This is a genomic window from Streptomyces sp. NBC_01171 (assembly GCF_045039805.1).
Classification (GTDB): Bacteria; Actinomycetota; Actinomycetes; order Streptomycetales; family Streptomycetaceae; genus Streptomyces.
This window is the reverse complement of the sequence record NZ_CP108609.1, coordinates 142,521-161,383: the sequence shown is the minus strand read 5'-3', so window position 1 is coordinate 161,383 and position 18,863 is coordinate 142,521. Positions and strand designations below refer to the sequence as shown.

Genomic DNA, 18,863 nt, shown 5'->3' with positions numbered 1-18,863 from the left:
TCGGGTGTGTCAGGAGGTGCAGGTGAGCGTGCCGTTCTCGGCGCCCTTGATCAGCGCCTCGTGCGCGGCGTGCAGCCGCTTGGTGTCGGCCTTGAGGACCTTGCGGTCATAGGTGAGCAGACCGTTCAACTCGCCCTCGACGTCCGTGATCTGGGTGTACACGGCGCCGTTGCTGCCCTTGCAGGCCGCGAGCTGCTCGACCTCCTTCAGCCGGTCGAGGTAGACGTCGGTGTACGTCTCCGGGGTCACGCCCACGTAGGTCATCTGGACCGGGAAGGCGTGTCCGGGGACACCCAGGCCGAGGCCGCCGTACTCGCCACTGACCAGGGCCCTGCGGCCGTCCGCCTGCGGGACCTGGGGGCTCGGGTAGCCGTGGGCGTCGGCGATGTCGCCGTTGCCGCCGTCCACCGCGCCGCAGCAGTTCAGGCCGCTCATGTTGTTGACCAGCCGGGTCGGGTCGAGGGACTTGGCGTAGTCCGCGATCCGCGCCTGGTCGTACTGGCCCCAGCCCTCGTTGAAGGTGACCCACATGACCACCGAGGGGTGGCTGTCGTGCTGGAGGATCATCTCCTTCAGCTCGTGCTCGTACTCGGTACGGGCCGGCGCCGACGGGTTGACCGTGTTCATCGCCGGCATGTCCTGCCAGACCATGAGACCCAGCTTGTCCGCCCAGTAGTACCAGCGGTCCGGCTCCACCTTGATGTGCTTGCGCACCGAGTTGTAGCCGAGCTGCTTGTGCACCTTCAGGTCGTAGGCGAGCGCGTCGTCGGTCGGCGCGGTGTGCAGACCGTCGGGCCAGAAGCCCTGGTCGAGCGTGGCCATCAGGAACACCGGCTTGCCGTTGAGCAGGGTGCGCTGCTTGCCGTCCACCGTCTTGACCTCGACCGAGCGCATACCGAAGTAGCTGCCCACCCGGTCGGTGTTGTCGCCCCTGCCGACGGTGACCTTGAGCTGGTACAGGTGCGGGTCGTCCGGGGTCCACAGGTGCGGGCGGGGGACCGGCACCGAGAACGCCTTGCCGCCGGTACCGCTCGCCCGGCCGACCTCGCGGCCGCCGTCGTAGGCGACGGCCGTGACCGGCACGCTGTCCCGCACCCCGCGCACGCTCACCGACACCGAGCGGTTCGCCAGGTCGGGGGTGGTCTTCACGTCCTCGGCGCGGTCCCGGCCGACGGGCTCCATCCACACCGTCTGCCAGATGCCGGAGCTGGGCGTGTACCAGATGCCGCTGGGGTCCAGCCGCTGCTTGCCCATCGGCGGGTTCTCGCCGTTCGCCGAGTCGGTCGGGTCGTAGACGCCGACGATCAGCTCCTGGAGGCCGCCGTTCTTCTTCAGCGCGTCGGTCACGTCCAGGCTGAACCGGTCGTAACCGCCCTTGTGCTCACCGACCTTCTTGCCGTTGACGTACACCACGGCCTGCCAGTCCACCGCGTCGAAGTTGAGCTGGAGCCGGCGCGTGCCGTGCACCCGCCAGTCGGCGGGCACGGTGAAGGTCCGCTTGTACCACATGCGGTCCTCGTGCCGTTCGATCCCGGAGAGCTGGGACTCGACGGGGTAGGGCACCAGGATCTTCTCGCCGAGCTTCTTCTTGCCGGTGGGCGGCTGCTCGCCGGCCTCGGCGCCCGCGAACTCCCAGGTGCCGTTGAGGTTCTTCCACTTGTCGCGGGTCAACTGCGGCCGCGGGTACTCCGGATGGGCGTTGGTGGGGCTCACCTTGTCGGCCCACGGCGTGCGGAGCTGGTACGTGGAGTGGTTGCTGCCCGTGCTCCAGAAGTCGGAGACCGCCACGCCGTCGGTGCCGGTCAGGCCGCCCTTGCCGTCGTAGCGCAGGTCCGCGTAGCCGCCGTGGCCGCCGACCACCGGCTCGGTCAGCGGGACGATCAGCTTGCTCGGGTCGGAGGCGTCCAGACGCGCGGTGCCGCGCGGCCAGGCGGAGCCGCCGACATCGATGTCGAGGTGGTCGTCGAACCCGGCCGGGGGAGCCTTGAGTTGCTGGGCGAAGTCCAGCACCAGGGTCTTGCCGTCCGGCTGGATCGCCGAGTCCAGCGGGCCGTTGTAGGTGAACCCGTCGGGCAGGCTGAACGCCGACTGCGGGATCGCCTCCTTGGCACCGCCGGGCGGCGTCCAGCGCACATGCAGGTTGGAGCCGCCGTAGTGCTCGAAGTACTCCACCTTGATGTCGTAGGCGTGGCCCGCCTCCAGGGTGACGGGCGCCGAGTTCTGCTCGCGGTCCCAGTCGTCCACCCAGTGGTCGATGACCTCCTTGCCGTCGACCCACAGCCGGAAGCCGTTGTCGCCGGTGATCGAGAAGGTGTGCGCGCCGGACTTCTCCGGGGTGAGCCGGCCGGTCCAGCGCACGCTCACGTCGTCCTGCTGCCCGGCGCGGGCCTTCAGGCGCGGTTCGAGGTCGGGGAAGTCGAGCGAGGGGTCGAAGGCGGTCGCCTTCAGCGTGGCGAAGTCGAAGGCTCCGGACGCCGACTGGGTGTAGTACTCACCCTTGAGACCGTGGGCCTCGGCCGCGCCGTCGGCCTTCGGCGTGGCCGGGGACGCCGGGGACGCCTGGGAGGCGGCGGCGCCCGAGACCACGAGCGTCAGAGCGGTGAACGCGGAGGCCAGCCAGCGGTGCGGGCGGGACCTGCGGAGAGAGGATGGTGGCACGAGTACCTCCGGGGGGAACGGAGTTGCGGGTGCGTGCTCTGCCCGTGCTCCAGCACATCTTGTATAACGTTGGAAACAAGGGCAGTTGGCATGAGAACACGCCTCCTGCGCTCTGTCCAGGTGTCTGACACGAGGCGTGGGAGGACTGAGGATGCGCGTGAGTCTGAAGGACGTGGCCGAACGTGCGGGGGTCTCCGTGAAGACCGTCTCGAACGTGGTCAACGACTATCCGCACGTCACGCCGGCCATGCGGGCCCGTGTCCAGTCGGCCATCGACGAGCTGGGCTACCGGCCGAATCTGACCGCCCGGCACCTCCGCAAGGGCCGCACCGGGATCATCGGCCTGGCCGTACCGGAACTCGGCAACTCCTACTTCGCGGAGCTGGCCGGCGCCGTCATCGACGCCGCCGCCCAGCACGAGTACACCGTCCTGCTCGACCACACCCAGGGCCAGCGCGAACAGGAGATCCTGGTCTGCCAGGGCTTCCGCGCCCGGGTCATGGACGGCCTGATCCTCAGCCCGCTGGAGCTGGAGACCGAGGACCTCGCCGCCCGCCGCGACGACGCGCCGCTGGTCCTGCTCGGCGAGCGCCGCTACGACCTGCCCTACGACCACATCGTCATCGACAACATCGCCGCCGCCCGCGCCGCCGTACGCCATCTGCTCGCCCTCGGCCGGCGCCGGATCGCCTTCCTCGGCGCCCGCCGTGACCACTCGCACCAGCCCGCCCACCTGCGGTTCATCGGCTGGCAGGCCGAACTGGCCGCCTCCGGGGTGGCGGTGGACGAACGGCTGGTCGCCACCACGAGCGGCTGGGGCCACGAGGACGGCGCCCGCGCCATGGCCGAACTGCTGGACTCAGGGGAGCGCCCCGACGGGGTGTTCGCCTACAACGACCTGGTCGCGCTGGGCGCGATGCGGGTGATGTTCGAGCGGGGGCTGAGGGTGCCCGAGGACATCGCGGTGGTCGGCTTCGACGACGTCACCGAGTCGCGGTACGCCGCCGTCACCCTGACGACCGTCTCGCCCGACAAGGAGGCCATCGCCCGGCTCGCCGTCGAGTCCGTCGTCGGCCGGCTCAAGGGAGACCAGAACCACGAGGCCCCCCGGGCCGCCCGGCTGCTCCAGCCCGGCTTCACCCTGGTGGAGCGGGAGAGCACCCTCGGACGGCGCCCGCACTCGTTCTGACCAGCACAAATCCCCTTGCGTAATCCTTAGTTGGCGCTGATACCGGTTCGGTGTCGTCCCGCGCGGGGTGTTTACACGGCACTTCCAACGATGTAAAAAGCATCCTGATCTGGTCACGGCCGGACGGCCTTCCGCAGTCCCGAAGTGGGGTAATCCGCATGAAGCCGCACTCCCGCACCACCACCAGAAACATCCTCGCCCTGGGGCTCGTCGCCGGGCTGGCGCTCGTCACCGGCTGCACCAAGTCCGAGAGCGACAACTCCGCCCCCGCGCAGACGAGCAGCGCGGGCGACGACGCGGGCAAGCAGGTCGCCGAGAGCGGCGGCGGCAAGACCTGCGCGATCGGTGACTACGGCGCCGACAAGCTCGACCTGAAGAACGCCGTCGTCGGCTTCTCCCAGTCGGAGAAGGAGGCGAACCCGTTCCGCATCGCGGAGACGGCCTCCATCAAGGCCGAGGCGTCCAAGCGCGGCATCAAGCTGCTCACCGCCAACGCCCAGTCGCAGTTCTCCAAGCAGATCAGCGATGTGCAGGACCTCATCGCCAAGGGCGCCAAGCTGCTCGTGATCGCCCCGCTGAACTCCGACGGCTGGGAGCCGGTGCTCCGCTCCGCCCAGGCCAAGAAGATCCCGATCATCACCATCGACCGGCAGATCAACGCGGCCCCCTGCAAGGACTACGTCAGCTTCATCGGCTCCGACTTCGTCGCCCAGGGGCGCCGCGCCGCCGACCAGTTGATCGAGGCGACCGGCGGCAAGGGCGAGATCGCCATCCTGCTCGGCGCCGCCGGCAACAACGTCACCACCGAGCGGACCAAGGGCTTCGAGGACCGCGTCAAGGCCAAGGCCCCGGGGCTCAAGGTCGTCTTCAAACAGACCGGCGAGTTCACCCGCGAGAAGGGCCAGTCGGTCACCGAGCAGCTCATCCAGTCCAAGCCCGGCATCAAGGCGATCTACGCCGAGAACGACGAGATGGGTCTCGGCGCGGTCAACGCCCTCAAGGGCGCGGGCAAGAAGCCCGGCGCCGTGAAGATCGTGACCATCGACGGCACCCGTAATGCCGTGCAGGGCATCGCGGACGGCTGGATCAGCGCCGTCATCGAGTCCAACCCGCGCTTCGGGCCGCTGGCCTTCGCCACCCTGGACTCCTTCACCCAGGGCAAGCCGGTCGGCGAGGACATCGTCATCCAGGACAGCCAGTACACCGAGGCGAACGCCAAGGCCGACCTGAACAAGGCGTACTGAGCGCCCACTTCGACCGGGCGCCGAGAGCTTCCTGAAGGCTCTCGGCGCCCCGAGCAGGCACGTCGCCCATGACCCCATGGAGAGCAGCCGTGACCGCACCACCCGACGAAGTCCTCGCCGTCACCGGTCTGACCAAGCGCTTCCCCGGTGTACTGGCCCTGGACGACGTGACGTTCACCCTGCGGGCGGGCCAGACCCACGCCCTGGTCGGCGAGAACGGCGCGGGCAAGTCCACCCTGATCAAGGTCCTCACCGGTGTCTACCGCCCCGACGAGGGCGAACTGCGCCACCGGGGCGAGGCGGTGGCCTTCCCCACCCCGCTCGCCGCGCAGCACGCCGGGATCTCCACGATCTACCAGGAGGTCAACCTCATCCCCCTGATGAGCGTGGCCCGCAACCTCTTCCTCGGCCGCGAACCCCGCACCCGCCTCGGCCTGATCGACTTCTCCCGCATGCACCGCGAGGCGCAGGAGACCATGGCCGAGTACGGCGTTCACGTCGACGTCCGCCGCCCGTTGCGCGAACTCGGCGTCGGCGCCCAGCAGATGGTCGCCCTCGCCCGCGCCGCCTCGGTCGACGCCCGCGTGGTCGTCATGGACGAACCCACCTCCTCGCTCGAACCCCGCGAGGTGGAGACCCTGTTCGGCGTCATCCGGCGACTGCGCGAACAGGGCATCGCCGTGCTGTACGTCAGCCACCGCATGGACGAGCTGTACGCCATCTGCGACACGGTCACCGTGCTCCGCGACGGCCGCCTGGTGCACACCGGTCCGCTCGCCGAGACCGGCCGCCTGCAGTTGGTCTCCCTGATGCTGGGCCGCGAGACCAGCGAGGTCCGCGCCGAGGGCGTCACCAAGTTCACCGGCAGCCACGACGCCGGGACCCAACCGGTGCTCAGCGCACGGAACCTGACGCGACGCCATCAACTCAACGACGTCTCGCTCGACATCCGCCCCGGTGAGGTCGTCGGCCTCGGCGGACTGCTCGGCTCGGGGCGTACCGAGACCGCCAAGGCCATCGCGGGCGCCCTGCCGCTCGGCGCCGGCGAGGTCACCGTGGACGGGCGGCCCGTGCGCACCGGGTCGGCCGCCGCCGCGATCCGCGCCGGGATCAGCCTGCTGCCCGAGGACCGCAAGTCCGAGGGGATCGTGCCGGGCCTGTCCGTCCGGGAGAACATCGCGCTGGCCGCGCTGCCCCGCATGTCCCGCTTCGGGCTCGTCTCCGAGGCCCGCGTCGACGCCGTGGTCGACACCTTCATGAAACGGCTGCGGATCAAGGCCGCCAGCCCCCACCAGAAGGTCGGCGAACTGTCCGGAGGCAACCAGCAGAAGGTGCTGCTGGCCCGCTGGCTGGCCATGCACCCCAAGGTGCTGCTGCTCGACGAGCCGACGCGCGGCATCGACATCGGCGCCAAGGCCGAGGTGCAGAAGCTCATCGACGAACTCGCCGGGAACGGCCTCGGCGTGCTGCTGATCTCCTCCGACGTGGAGGAACTCATCGAAGGGTCCGACCGGGTGGTGGTGCTCCGGGACGGCTCGGTCGTCGGCGAGCTGACCGGGGACGAGGTCGGCGCCGACCAGCTCCTGCGGGCCATCGCCGAGGCCGCCGAGGAGGAGGCGCCCCGTCATGACTGAACTCGCCCTGGACAACAGGACGCTGCCCGACCGGTCCACGGTCGTCGGCTGGCTCCAGAACTACGGCGTCTACCTGGGCCTCGCCGTCCTGCTGCTGTTCAACGTGTGCTTCACCGACCACTTCGTCTCCGGCGAGAACTTCCGCACCCAGGCCGTCCAGGTCTCCCCGGTGCTGATCGTCGCCCTCGGCATGGCGCTGGCCATCGGCACCGAGGGCATCGACCTCTCCGTCGGCGCCGTGATGGCCCTGGCCACCTCCGTCACCTCCCTCTACCTCGGCTACGGACCCTGGCTCGCCCTGGTGGCCGCGCTGGTCGGCGGCGCCGTCATCGGCCTGGCCAACGGCTCGCTCATCGCGTTCGTCGGCGTCCAGCCCATCGTCGCCACCCTCGCGCTCATGGTCGGCGGCCGGGGCATCGCCCTGGTGCTGCTGCCCCAGCTCAAGGACGTGCGCGACCCCGCCATGGCCACGCTCGGCTCCGGCGGCGTGGCCGGCGTCCCCTACCTCGCGCTGATCGCGGCCGCCCTCGCCCTGATCGTCGGCTTCGTGGTGCGCCGGACGACCTTCGGCCGCCGGCTCCTCGCCATCGGCGACAGCCGCCCCGCGGCCCAGCTCGCCGGACTGCCCGTGCACCGGGTCCTGATCACGGTCTACGTCTGCTCGGGCGTCCTCGCCGCCGTCGCCGGGTTCCTCGCCACGGCCCGGCTCCAGGCCAGCGACCCCAGCTCGCTGGGCAACCTGATGGAACTGTCCGCCATCACCGCCGTCGTCGTCGGCGGCACCCCGCTCACCGGCGGACGCGTACGCATCGGCGGCACGGTGGCCGGCGCCGTCCTCATTCAGCTCCTGACGGCCACCCTCATCAAACACGACCTGCCCTCGTCCTGGACCCAGATCGCCCAGGCCGTGGTGATCGTGCTCGCGGTGTACGCGGCACGGGAGAGGGGGAAGCGGTGATGCCCAGCACCAAGGAACAGCCCGCGACCGCCGGACGGACCGCGCCCGCCCCCGGCGACACCACCCGGCGCGGAGACCGGGTGGCCGCCCTCGCCCAGCGGCACGGCGCCCTGGTCGCCCTCGTGGTCCTCGCCGCCGTGGCCTCGCTGTCCTTCGACTCCTTCGCCACCGGCGACAACCTCGGCAACATCGCCATCTCCTCGTCGTTCCTCGCCACCGTCGCCCTGGGCATGACCTTCGTCATCGTCAGCGGCGGCATCGACCTCTCCGTCGGTTCCGTCTTCGTCCTCGGCGGAGTCCTCGCCGCCTGGGGCTCCCAGTACGGCACCGTCGTCGCGCTGCTGCTGCCCCTGGCGGTGTGCGCCGCGATCGGCCTGGTCAACGGGCTGCTGGTGGCCCGTACCGGGCTCGCGCCGTTCATCGTCACCCTCGCCTCGATGCTCGCCGCCCGCGGACTCATGCTGGCCATCACCGACGAGGGCGCCGACACCTTCCTCGTGGACCCCGACTCCGTCTTCGCCTCCCTCGGCCAGGGCAAGCTGCTCGGCATCGGAACGCCGGTCTGGATCACGGCCGTTCTGTTCGTGGGCGGTGCCGTGCTGCTGCGCAGCACCCGGTTCGGGCAGCGGGTGTACGCCGTGGGCGGCAACGAACAGGCGGCCGCGCTGATGGGCGCGCCGGTCGCCCGCACCAAGATCAGCGTGTACACCCTGTCCGGGCTGCTGGCCGGCCTGGCCGGGGCGCTGAACGCGGCCTACCTCGCCTCCGGCGTCACCATCCTCGGCTACGGCATGGAGCTGGACGCGATCGCCGCCGTCGTCATCGGCGGCACCCTGCTCACCGGCGGTCTCGGCTACGTCAGCGGCTCCCTCGTCGGCGTGCTGCTGCTCAAGGTCATCCAGAACGTCATCAACCAGATCGGCTCCCTCGACTCCGCCTACCAGCAGGTGGTCAGCGGGGCGTTCCTCGTCCTGGTCGTCGTCGCCCAGACCTGGCTGGCCAGGCGGCGCCGGGTCGGCTGAACGCCCCGCGCCCGCTCACGCGGCCGCGGTCAGCGCCGCCAGCGCGCTCGCCTGGGTCCGCCAGTCCACCTGGTTCGGGCTCCCGCCGGCCCAGCGCTGGCCGAGCCGGTTCAGCGGGTCCCGGTCCTTGGCCCACACCGAGTCGGCCTGCCGCGCCAGATACGCGCGGTAGGCCGACGAGCCGGTGGCCGACGCCAGATCGGCCAGATGGCGGACGAAGACGCCCTTGAACTGCTTCTGGTTGTCGTCGCACTGCGCGCCGCCGATGTCGCACGACTCGGTCAGCACCCCGTCACGCGTCAGCGCGGGGGAGGACAGCGCCGCGTCCGCGAGCCGCTTCGCGGTGTCGAGATAGCGGGTGTTCCCGGTCGAACGCCACAGCTCGGTGAAGCCGCCGATCGCCAGCCCCTGGTTGTAACTCCACACCGTCTGGCCGTTGTTGGCACACCCCGAGGTGAGGCCGTCATTCACCAGCCCCGACCCGTTGATCAGCCCGCTGCCCAGATACCAGTCACCGGCCGTCACCGCCCGCGCGCCCCACACCGTGTCCCCGCTCAGCCGCTGGTGCAGCGCCGAGGTCAGCCACAGATACAGGCCGCTGGTCACCGCGTTCTTGTACGTGCGCTCCCTGTTCCACCACACCCCGCCCCCGCAGGTGCCCGTGTCCCAGAACCCGCGCACGTAGTCGGTGATCGTCACCGCCTCGTCCAGATACCGCCGCTCGTGCGTGAGGTCGTACGCCGCCACCCACGCGACCCCCCACCACGCCGCGTCGTCCACGGCCCGACTGATGAAGTGCCCCTCCACCGGGTCCGAACTGCGCCCGCCCGCCGGGAAGACCCCGTTGTTCTGCTCGAAGGTGCGTGCCACCGCCCAGTCGTAGTCGTGCGTCCCGGTGGCCCGCGCGAAGTCGACGACCGAGGTCAGCGCCACCGCCGAGTTCCACCAACTGCTGCGCCACCAGCCCTCGTCGGTCTGGTACGACGCCATCAGGGCGTCCGCCGCGCCCCGCGCCCGGGTTGGCGCCGGACGCGCCCAGGCGGTGCAACTCCCGTCCTCGTGCGCGGACTCACGCCCGCAGGCACGCACGGCACCGCCGTACAGCAGCCCTCGCGGGTCCCGCGTGGCGAACATCGCCGTGCGCGTCGAGGACGACCCGGAGGGCACGCTGGTCCGGCCGAGCGAGGAGCCCTCGGGCCAGCTCGCGCCCTCGTCCCAGGAGCGGTCGAGCCAGATCTCGTCACCCGCGCCGCCGTTCTCCACCACGCCCCAGGCCAGGCCGTTCGCCTGGTCCATGTGCAGGCTGATGGTGCGCCCGTACAGGGTGGTCGCGGGCACCGGACGCTCGTCGCGGGCCGCCGTGGCGGGGTCGGCGCCGTCGCAGGAGGAGCCGTCACACACCCGGGGGCGGAACCAGTCCGTGCACGTCACCCCGGCCGCGTCCGCGCAGGCCCGGACCCAGCCGCGCCGGTGGCCGACAGGATCGGTGACGTTGTACATCAGCGTCCGGGTGCCGGTCCACGAACCGGGGACGCTCGCCTTCCCCAGCAGCCCGTCCCAGCTCGCGCCCCGGTCCCAGGAGCGGTCCAGCCACACCGCGTCGCCCTGCTTGCCCTGGTCGACACTGGCCCAGGCCATGCTGTCCGGCTCGGAGACATGCAGCCTCAGGAGACGGCCGTTGACGGTGCGGTCCGGCACCGGGAACGACTCCTGGCGCGCCTTGGACGGATCGAGGGTGTCGCAGGAGAGCGCGCAGACGGCCGAGGCGGCACGGGCTGGAGAGGGTAGTGCGAGCACTCCGCCGAGCGCGAGAACGAGGGCCAGCAGTGCGCCGAGGAAACGGGGTCTGTGAACCGGCATGGCGAGTCCTCCAACGTTGAACAAGCCCGGTCAGTTGCACGACAGCACCGCGGGGGAGTGCTGTACAGCATCAAAAACAGCCACAGACGGAACCGGACGGAACACCCGTCGCGCACGCTTCACGCCAACTACCCTGACAACGCTGTCCGTTCCGGATCTGGACACCGGAAAGCGGAGCGTGGTCTCATGCCGGGGAGCCGTGTTTACAACGTTGTATCGCTGTATCGCACCTGTGCTGCACCCGTCGTCTCCGCATGTCCGTCGCGCTCGCGAGAGCGCCACCGCCCCCTGGAGCGTGCCGTGCGACCACCCTTCCCCCGTACCCTCCGCCCGCCGCGCGGACCGGTCATCGCCCTCGTCCTGGCCTGCGCTGGCGTCGCGCTCACCCCCGTCGGCGCCGACGCCGCCACCCCGGCCGCCCAGGCCCGCTCGGCCACCGTGACCGTGCCGGGCGCCCGGTTCCAGGTGCTGTCCCCGACCCTGATCCGTACCGAGTACGCCGGGGACGACAGGTTCGAGGACAGCGCCACCTTCAACGCCATCGGCCGGAGCGCCTTCACCTCGCCCGCCTACACCTCCTCCGTCAAGGACGGCGTCCTCACCGTCACCACCAGCGCCCTGACCCTGCGCTACAAGGTGGGCTCCGGACCCTTCACCGCCGACAACCTGACCGTGCGCCTGAAGGCCGGGCAGAAGCAGGTGCAGGCGAGCCCCTGGCAGCGACCCGACTGCGCTGTGGGCACCCTGTGCGAGGCCGAGGGCCAGCTCCACGACGGCCCCGGCGTCGCCACCGACCACGCCGGGTACACCGGCAAGGGCTTCCTCGCGGGCTTCGACGTCACGAACAACTCCCTGACCACGGACGTACGTTCAGCCGAAGCCGGCACCTACGAATTCGCCGTCCGCTATGCCAACGCGGTCGGCTCCGACGGCCGCCGCGAGACCCGCACCCTCAGCCTCAGCGTGGACGGCGGCGCGAACAGGACGTTCAGCCTCCCGGCCACCGCCGACTGGAACACCTGGAGCGTGGCCCGGCTGCCCCTGACCCTGGGCGCCGGCACCCACACCGTACGGCTCCAGCGCACCGCCGCCGACTCCGGCACCGTCAACCTCGACAGCGCGGCCCTGGTGAAGCCGGGCGCCGACTACCCGGCACGGGACCGCACCGCCGTCCCCGCCTGCGCGTTCGGCACGAGCTGCGAGGCCGAGGACGGCCTCCTCGCGGGCTCCGCGGTCATCGCCGGCGACCACCGGGGGAACTCCGGCGACGGTTTCGCCGCCGAGCTGAACAAGGACGCCGCCCTCACCCGCCGCGTGGTCGACGTCCCCCGCGACGGCACCTACCGCCTCCACCTGCGCTACGCCAACGGCACCGGCGGCGACGGCCGCCACGAGAAGCGCACCATGGAGGTCCGCCCCGGCACCGGCACCCCCGCGACCCTCACCCTCGACCCCACCGACAACTGGGACACCTGGCAAACCGCCTCCACCACCGTCGAGTTGAAGGCCGGCGCCAACGACGTCACCCTCGCCTGCCCCGACACCACGAGCTGTCACGTCAACGTCGACACCCTCGGCGTCACCGCCACGGCCGACCCGGCGCCCGAGCCGCACCTCGCCCTCGGCGGCTACCGCCGCAGCCTCGACGGTCTCGACGGCGACAGCGACCCCAGCCCCCGCACCAGCCCCGGCCTGCTGCACCGCGACGGCTGGCACCTGCTGGACGACACCCCCTCCGCCGTCTACGACGCCCGCACCGGCAAGGCCACCCCGCGCGCCGGGCACGCCGGAAAGCCCTACCAGGACGGCTACCTCTTCGGCTTCGGCCACGACTACAAGCAGGGCCTCACCGACCTCGCCACCCTGACCGGGCCGCCCGCGCTACTGCCCCGCTGGGCCTACGGCGTCTGGTACTCGGAGTACATCGACCGCACCGCGAAGGACTACCAGGACACCATCCTGCCCGCCTTCCGCGCGGCCGGGGTCCCGCTGGACGTGCTCGTCACCGACACCGACTTCAAGGCACCCAACACCTGGAGCGGCTGGAACTTCGACCCGGCCAAGTACCCCGACCCCAAGGGCTTCTTCGACTGGTCGACCGCGCAGGGCCTGCACAACACCCTGAACGTGCACCCCAGCATCCTGGAGTCCGACCCGCAGTACGCGGCGGCCCAGCAGACCGCCAAGGGCAAGCTGGCCAAGGGCGGTTGCGCGGGCTCGGCCGGTTCTCAGTGCCGTACGTTCGACTTCGGCGACCCCGACCAGTTGAAGGCGTACCTCGATCTGCACCGGCCCTTCGACCGCGCCGGGAACGACTTCTGGTGGCTGGACTGGTGCTGTGACGCCTCCCGCTCCTCGCAGCCCGGTGTCACCCCGGACGCCTGGATCAACCAGAAGTACGCCGGCCTCACCGCCGAGACCGCCGAGCGCGCCTTCGTGCTCTCCCGTGCCTACGGCTCCCTCCAGGCGGGCGGCTACAGCGGCGGCGTCGGCCTGCCCACCGGGCCCTGGGCCGACAAGCGCACCACGCTCCACTTCTCCGGCGACACCGCCTCCACCTGGGGCACCCTGAGCGCCGAGGTCGGCTACACACCGGGTGAGTCCGCCGCCACCGGCATGGCCGCCATCAGCCACGACATCGGCGGCCACAACGACGGGCACGGCATCCCCGGTGCCGAGACCTACACCACCGACGACGGCCGCACCCACCGCACCACCAAGCTGCCCGACGACCTGTACGCCCGCTGGGTCCAGTTCGGCACCTTCCAGCCCATCGACCGCCTGCACAGCAACCACAGCGACCGGCTGCCCTGGCAGTACGGCGACGCGGCCCGTGACTCCGCCACGAAGTTCCTCCGGCTGCGCGAGTCCCTCGTCCCGTACACGTACACCCTCGCCCAGCAGGCCGCCACCACCGGCGTCCCCATCGTCCGCCCGCTCTACCTGGACCATCCCGAGGACGAGGCCGCCTACACCAGGGCGGGCAGCGAGTACCTGTACGGCCCCGACATGCTGGTGGCCCCGGTCACCACGCCCGGCACCAGCACCACCACCTCCGTGTGGTTCCCCGAGGGCACCTGGACCGACTACTTCACCGGCCGCACCTACACCGCGGGCACCGGCGGCACCTCGTACGACGTGACGACCACCCTGGACACCATGCCGGTGTTCGTCCGTGCCGGCGGCATCGTCGCCACCCGTACCGGCAACGCCGCCCACGACTCCGGCACCCCGCTGGGCCAGGTCGGCGTCACCGTCGCCACCGGCGCGCCGGGCGCCTTCACCCTCTACGAGGACGACGGCGTCAGCACCCCCGCCCGCCACCGCTCGGCCACCACCCGCATCAGCTACACCGGGCATACCCTGCGCATCGCCCCCACCAAGGGCACCTACCAGGGCCTTCCGAGCCGCCGCACGTGGACGGTCACCTTCCAGGGCCTCACCAGGCCCCCGGCCCACGTCACGGCGAACGGCACCACACTCGCCCCCTCCGCCTGGCAGTGGGACGCCACGGCACACACCCTGAGGATCACCACCCCGAGGACGAGCGTCCACCAGCCGGTGGCGGTCTCCTACCGGTAGCCGGTACCGCACGAAGGGGGCCCGCGCGACGACACCGCGCGGGCCCCCTTCGGCGCATGGCGCCACCGACCTGTCGGACCGGTTCCCCTGCCTGGGCACCCCCCACGCCGCACCGGCGAGCCTCTGACTGGCTCCGGCCGGACGGGAGATGGGCCCGCGCGACGACTTCGCGCGGGCTTCCACTACGCTCGGACCGGAAGCCGCCGACCGAGGGGAAGACCTTGACCGACTACCGGGACAGCGTGGTCGTCTACTGGCGGCCGTTGTGTCCGTTCTGCATCAAGCTCCGGCTCCGCCTGCGGCTCGCCCGGCTGCCGCGCACCGAGGTCAACATCTGGCGGGACCCCGACGCGGCCGCGTTCGTCCGCCTGGTGGCCGACGGCAACGAGACCGTCCCGACGGTGACCGTGGCGGGCAACGCGATGGTCAACCCGTCGATGAAGCAGATCCGCGAGGCCGTCCGCCTGCACGCCCCGCATCTGCTCAAGCCGACACGCTGACCCGCTGTTCGCCCGACCCCCGCACGATCAGCCGGGTCGGCACCGTGACCGTACGGGCGCGGGAGCGGTCGCCGTCGAGGCGGGCCAGGGCCGTGGTGGCCGCCGTACGGCCGATCTCCTCCGGGTTCTGGGCCACCACCGTCAACGCCGGCTCCAGCGCCTCCGCGAGCGCCACGTCGTCGAACGCGACCACCGCCACGTCCTTGCGGCCGCTGCGGGCCAACTCCGCGACCACACCCAGGGCCACGATGTTGTTGCCCGCGAACAGCGCCGTGGGCGGATCGGGGAGAGCCAGCAGCCGGCCCGTCGCCTCGCCCGCGTCGTGCTGGTCGTGGGCGCTGGCGATCAGCAGCCGGTCGTCGGGCAGCCCCGCGTCCCGCAGCGCCTCCCGGTACCCGGCCAGCCGCTCCCGCCGCGTGTAGAGCCGCGTCGGCAAGTCACCGACGAACCCGATCCGGCGGTGCCCGTACCCGACCAGATGCGTCACCCCGGCACGGGCGCCCTCGCGGTTGGAGCTGACCACGCAGTCCGTCGCCAGCCCCGCGCCCGGCCGGTCCACGAACACCACCGGCAGGCCCGCCGCCCGGGGTTGCCGCAGATGGGCGTGGTCGGCGCCCACCGACGGCACCACCATCAGGATGCTGACCCGGCGAGCCAGGAACTTGTCCGTCAGCGCCCGCTCCCGGTCCGGATCGTCGGCCGAGGACCCCATCAGCAGCGTCAGCCCCCGCTCGCGCACCCGGTCCTCGATGCTGCCCGCCACCGCCCCGAAGAACGGGTTGCCGAGGTCCGGCACGACCAGCCCGATCGTGGTGTCCGGGCCGCCCACCCGGATGTTGCGGGCCATCAGGTTCGGCTGGAAGCCCAGCCGCGCCACGGCCGCGAGCACCTGCTCCCGGGTCCGCGCCGAGGCGGGACCGTCCTCGTTGAGGACGCGGGAGACCGTCTTGGCGCTCACCCCGACCTCGCGGGCGACGTCGGCCAGGGTGGGGCGGCGGTTCGCGGCCATGCGGGACACGTCTCCTGTGCTCGTCGGCTCCGGCCGGGAACCCCCGGGCCGTGGAAGTCAGGTGGCCTGGACCCCGGCGGCCTTCGCGGCCTCGGAGTCCGCGACGACCGTACCTCCGCTCCCGTCCACCGTGAGCGCCCCGGTCATGATGGCGACCACCTCGGCCATCGAGTACTCCGACGGTTTGATCACCGCCGCCCGGCGCCCCAGCCGGTGCACATGGACACGGTCCGCGATCTCGAAGACATGCGGCATGTTGTGGCTGATCAGCACCACCGGCAGCCCCCTGTCCCGCACCCGCCGGATGAGGTCGAGCACTTGGCCGGACTCCTTCACACCGAGCGCGGCCGTCGGCTCGTCCATCACCACGACACTGCGCGCCCAGGCCACCGACCGCGCCACCGCGACCGCCTGCCGCTGTCCGCCGGAGAGCGTCTCCACGGCCTGGGTGAGCGAGCGCAGCCCGATCTTGAGATCGGCCATGTGCTCGGCGGCCTCCTGCCGCATCCGCTTCTTGTCCAGCATCCGGAAGACACTGCCCAGCACACCGGGCCGGCGCAGCTCCCGGCCCAGGAACATGTTGGACGCGATGTCCATCGAGGCGGCGACCGCGAGATCCTGGTGGACCGTCTCGATGCCGTGCGCCCGGGCGCTCTGCGGCCCGGTGAACCTGATCGGCTCGCCGTTCAGCCGGATCTCGCCCGCGTCCGGCACGATCGCCCCGGTCAGCGCCTTGATGAGGCTGGTCTTCCCGGCGCCGTTGTCCCCGATCACCGCCAGCACCTCACCGGGCAGCAGATCGAAGTCGGCGCCGTCGATGGCGGTCACCTGGCCGTAGCGCTTGACCAGACCGCGGGCCTGGAGGACGGGCGTGGGGGAGTCGGCGGCGGTCATCGGGCCTTCTTCCGGGAGATCTGGTCGACGGTCACCGCGAGGATCACCAGGACCCCGGTGATCAGTGTCTGGTAGATGGACGCGACCCCCATCAACTGGAGGCCGTTGCGGAACACACCGACGATCAGCACACCGATGAACGTGCCGAGCACCGAACCGCGCCCGCCGAACAGGGAGGTCCCGCCGATGACCACGGCGGTGATGCTGTCGAGGTTGTCCGTCTGCCCCGCCTGCGGATCACCCACGCCGGTACGGGAGACGAGCAGCAGCGCGGCCACCCCGTAGAGCAGGCCGGCGACCGTGTACACGCCGATGGTGAGCCGGGAGGTGCGTACGCCGTTCAGCCGGGCCGCCTCCACGCTGTTGCCGAGCGCGTACACGTGCCGGCCCCAGCCGGTGCTGCTCAGCGCGTAGGCGAACAGCAGGAACAGGGCGATGGTGACCAGCGACCCGTAGGTGATGTCGGTGTGGCCGAGCGGGAAGGTGCCGCCCAGCGCGGTCAGCGGGCCGGGCAGCTCGGTGACCGTCTGCTCCTCGGAGTAGATGTGGGTCAGCGCGAACGCCACGTTCAGCATGCCGAGGGTGACGATGAACGGCGGCAGCGGGATCTTCTCCGTCAACACCCCGTTCAGCAGCCCGAATCCGGCGCACACCAGCAGCCCCAGACCGATGGCGAGCAGCGGTGGCAGTGAGCCCTCGGCCGCCATCCGCGCCATCATGATGCTGCCGAACGCCATCACCGCCCCGCACGACAGGTCGATCCCCGCCGTCAGGATGATCAGGGTCTGCCCGATGGCGAGCGTGCCCACGACCATGACCTGCTGCACGATCAGCGAGAAGTTCCCGCCGGTCAGGAACTGGTCGGTGGAGAAGGAGAAGAAGACACAGGCGATCAGGAGGGCGGCCAGGGGACCGGTGGTGGGTGCCGTGAGCAGTCGGCGCGCCGTGCTCGGCGCCGTGAGCCCGGCGTACGGCGTGGTCGTGGCGGTCATACGACATCCTTGTCGAAAAGGGCTTGCCGAAGGGCGAGTTGTCCGGGGGACGCGGGAGTACAGGGGCGGCCGATCTGGCGGGGGAGTGGCCGGGCCGGCCGCCCGGTCGGGGGAACCGGGGGCTCAGCCCCAGCAGTTGTCCAGGCCGTACGCGGTGTCCTTCGCGTCCACCCCGGACTGCGCCTTGTCGGTGATCAGGGTGACGCCGGTGTCGGTGTAACCGGACGCCTTCTTGCCGTCCTTGGCGTACGACACGACCGCCTTCACGCCCTCGGCGGCCATCTTGAGCGGGTACTGCTGCGAAGTCGCCGCGATCTTCCCGTCCTTGACCGCCTTGGTGCCGGTGCAGCCACCGTCCACGGACACGATCAGCACGTCCTTCTCCCGGCCCTTCGCCTTCAGCGCGGTGTAGGCGCCCAGCGCGGCGGGCTCGTTGATCGTGTAGACGACGTTGATGCCGGGCTCCTTCTGGAGACAGTTCTCCATCGCCGTCTGCCCCTTGGTCTGGTCACCGGCGGTGTCCTGGGAGCAGACCACGGAAGGGTCCTTGGCGCCGACCCCGAAGCCCTTGAGGAAACCGTCGTGCCGCTGCACGCCGACCGAGACGCCCGGCGCCAGGTCGAGCGTGGCGATCTTCGCCTTCTTGCCCTTCATCGCGGCCTTGGCATACTCACCGATCAGCTCGCCGGCCTTGAGGTTGTCCGTGGCGAACAGCGCGTCCACCGCGCTCTGCGGCTCGGTCGGCGTGTCCAGCGCGATCACGAGCACCCCCTTGGCGCGGGCCTTGGCCAGCGCGGGCACGATCGCCTTGGAGTCGCTCGGGGTGATCAGGATGCCCTTCACCCCGGACGCCACCATGTTCTCGATCGCGGTGACCTGACCGGCGTTGTCCCCGTCGAACTTGCCTGCCGCCGTCAGCAGTTGGGCGCCGTTCTCCTTGGCCGACCTCTCCGCGCCCTCCTTCATCTTCACGAAGAACGGGTTGGTGTCGGTCTTGGTGATCAGCCCGACCTTGATTCCGCCCGATCCCGACGTGGACGACCCCGCGCCGGAGCCGGAGCCGGAGCCGCACGCCGTGAGGGCCAGGGCCAGGGCGCCCGTACACGCGGCGACTCTCAGCAGGGACAGGTGCGGACGAGGATTGCGAGACATGAACGACTCCTGCGGGATTGCGAGCGGCGCGGCCGGCATCGGAGCATGCCGTCCCGAGGTGTCATCGTTGACTTATGTCATCGTTGACACGGCATGGCGAGGACTATGGACGGCCCCTCAGGGCGCCGTCAATGCCCTGTGCCTGTCACAAATCGGCAACGTAGGCGGC

General features: G+C 71.0%; 13 protein-coding genes. 7 read left to right on the top strand and 6 right to left on the bottom strand.

What is annotated here, in order from left to right; genetic code table 11:
• Window positions 1–9: 9 nt before the first annotated feature.
• A complete protein-coding gene (locus OG448_RS00740; protein WP_405550625.1) occupies window positions 10–2,658 on the bottom strand; it encodes a PA14 domain-containing protein in 2,649 nt (882 codons plus the stop codon).
• Window positions 2,659–2,809: 151 nt separating this feature from the next.
• Here OG448_RS00740 and OG448_RS00735 point away from each other — a divergent pair, with 151 nt between their 5' ends.
• The 5 genes from OG448_RS00735 (at window position 2,810) to OG448_RS00715 (ending at window position 8,705) form a co-directional block, all read left to right on the top strand.
• Window positions 2,810–3,847 (top strand): substrate-binding domain-containing protein, encoded by a 1,038-nt coding sequence (locus OG448_RS00735; protein WP_391296656.1) that lies wholly within the window; start codon window positions 2,810–2,812, stop codon window positions 3,845–3,847.
• Between the two features lie 158 nt (window positions 3,848–4,005).
• Complete coding sequence (locus OG448_RS00730) at window positions 4,006–5,091, top strand: ABC transporter substrate-binding protein (protein ID WP_405550623.1); 1,086 nt, start codon at window positions 4,006–4,008, stop codon at window positions 5,089–5,091.
• Between the two features lie 68 nt (window positions 5,092–5,159).
• The gene (locus tag OG448_RS00725; RefSeq protein WP_405550621.1) at window positions 5,160–6,725 is read left to right on the top strand and encodes a sugar ABC transporter ATP-binding protein; all 1,566 of its coding nucleotides are present in this window, start codon (window positions 5,160–5,162) and stop codon (window positions 6,723–6,725) included.
• Window positions 6,718–7,683 carry an ABC transporter permease gene (locus tag OG448_RS00720; RefSeq protein ID WP_405550618.1) on the top strand — a complete coding sequence of 322 codons (966 nt, stop codon included), beginning with the start codon at window positions 6,718–6,720 and terminating at the stop codon, window positions 7,681–7,683. The genes OG448_RS00725 and OG448_RS00720 overlap by 8 nt, the downstream gene beginning before the upstream one ends.
• On the top strand, window positions 7,683–8,705 hold the full coding sequence (locus OG448_RS00715; protein WP_405550616.1) for an ABC transporter permease: 1,023 nt from the start codon (window positions 7,683–7,685) through the stop codon (window positions 8,703–8,705). Before OG448_RS00720 ends, OG448_RS00715 begins: the two co-directional genes overlap by 1 nt.
• Window positions 8,706–8,720: 15 nt before the next feature.
• Here the strand turns inward: OG448_RS00715 and OG448_RS00710 are convergent, their stop codons facing one another.
• Window positions 8,721–10,565: a glycoside hydrolase family 76 protein gene (locus OG448_RS00710; RefSeq protein ID WP_405550614.1), complete on the bottom strand. Its 1,845-nt coding sequence runs from the start codon at window positions 10,563–10,565 to the stop codon at window positions 8,721–8,723.
• Window positions 10,566–10,865: 300 nt separating this feature from the next.
• Between OG448_RS00710 and OG448_RS00705 the strand changes: the two genes are divergently transcribed.
• Both OG448_RS00705 and OG448_RS00700 read left to right on the top strand, forming a co-directional pair.
• On the top strand, window positions 10,866–14,147 hold the full coding sequence (locus tag OG448_RS00705) for a TIM-barrel domain-containing protein (RefSeq protein ID WP_405550612.1): 3,282 nt from the start codon (window positions 10,866–10,868) through the stop codon (window positions 14,145–14,147).
• A 221-nt stretch (window positions 14,148–14,368) separates the two neighbouring features.
• Entirely contained in the window at window positions 14,369–14,647 is a 279-nt protein-coding gene (locus OG448_RS00700) for a glutaredoxin domain-containing protein (RefSeq protein WP_405550611.1), read from the top strand.
• Here the strand turns inward: OG448_RS00700 and OG448_RS00695 are convergent.
• The 4 genes from OG448_RS00695 to OG448_RS00680 form a co-directional block, all read right to left on the bottom strand.
• Window positions 14,631–15,656 (bottom strand): LacI family DNA-binding transcriptional regulator, encoded by a 1,026-nt coding sequence (locus tag OG448_RS00695; RefSeq protein WP_405550609.1) that lies wholly within the window; start codon window positions 15,654–15,656, stop codon window positions 14,631–14,633. The two genes, OG448_RS00700 and OG448_RS00695, sit on opposite strands and share 17 nt — an antisense overlap.
• 57 nt (window positions 15,657–15,713) lie before the next feature.
• On the bottom strand, window positions 15,714–16,550 hold the full coding sequence (locus tag OG448_RS00690; protein WP_391296683.1) for an ATP-binding cassette domain-containing protein: 837 nt from the start codon (window positions 16,548–16,550) through the stop codon (window positions 15,714–15,716).
• Window positions 16,547–17,542: an ABC transporter permease gene (locus OG448_RS00685; protein WP_356431798.1), complete on the bottom strand. Its 996-nt coding sequence runs from the start codon at window positions 17,540–17,542 to the stop codon at window positions 16,547–16,549. The genes OG448_RS00690 and OG448_RS00685 overlap by 4 nt, the downstream gene beginning before the upstream one ends.
• 123 nt (window positions 17,543–17,665) lie before the next feature.
• Entirely contained in the window at window positions 17,666–18,694 is a 1,029-nt protein-coding gene (locus OG448_RS00680) for a sugar ABC transporter substrate-binding protein (RefSeq protein ID WP_405550606.1), read from the bottom strand.
• Window positions 18,695–18,863: the final 169 nt, after the last annotated feature.

Coding starts and splice junctions, on each gene's coding strand:
- OG448_RS00710 (WP_405550614.1), bottom strand. CDS start 10,565: ATGCCGGTTCACAGACCCCGTTTCCTCGGCGCACTGCTGGCCCTCGTT.
- OG448_RS00715 (WP_405550616.1), top strand. CDS start 7,683: ATGCCCAGCACCAAGGAACAGCCCGCGACCGCCGGACGGACCGCGCCC.
- OG448_RS00735 (WP_391296656.1), top strand. CDS start 2,810: ATGCGCGTGAGTCTGAAGGACGTGGCCGAACGTGCGGGGGTCTCCGTG.
- OG448_RS00725 (WP_405550621.1), top strand. CDS start 5,160: ATGACCCCATGGAGAGCAGCCGTGACCGCACCACCCGACGAAGTCCTC.
- OG448_RS00685 (WP_356431798.1), bottom strand. CDS start 17,542: ATGACCGCCACGACCACGCCGTACGCCGGGCTCACGGCGCCGAGCACG.
- OG448_RS00730 (WP_405550623.1), top strand. CDS start 4,006: ATGAAGCCGCACTCCCGCACCACCACCAGAAACATCCTCGCCCTGGGG.
- OG448_RS00690 (WP_391296683.1), bottom strand. CDS start 16,550: ATGACCGCCGCCGACTCCCCCACGCCCGTCCTCCAGGCCCGCGGTCTG.
- OG448_RS00720 (WP_405550618.1), top strand. CDS start 6,718: ATGACTGAACTCGCCCTGGACAACAGGACGCTGCCCGACCGGTCCACG.
- OG448_RS00680 (WP_405550606.1), bottom strand. CDS start 18,694: ATGTCTCGCAATCCTCGTCCGCACCTGTCCCTGCTGAGAGTCGCCGCG.
- OG448_RS00695 (WP_405550609.1), bottom strand. CDS start 15,656: ATGGCCGCGAACCGCCGCCCCACCCTGGCCGACGTCGCCCGCGAGGTC.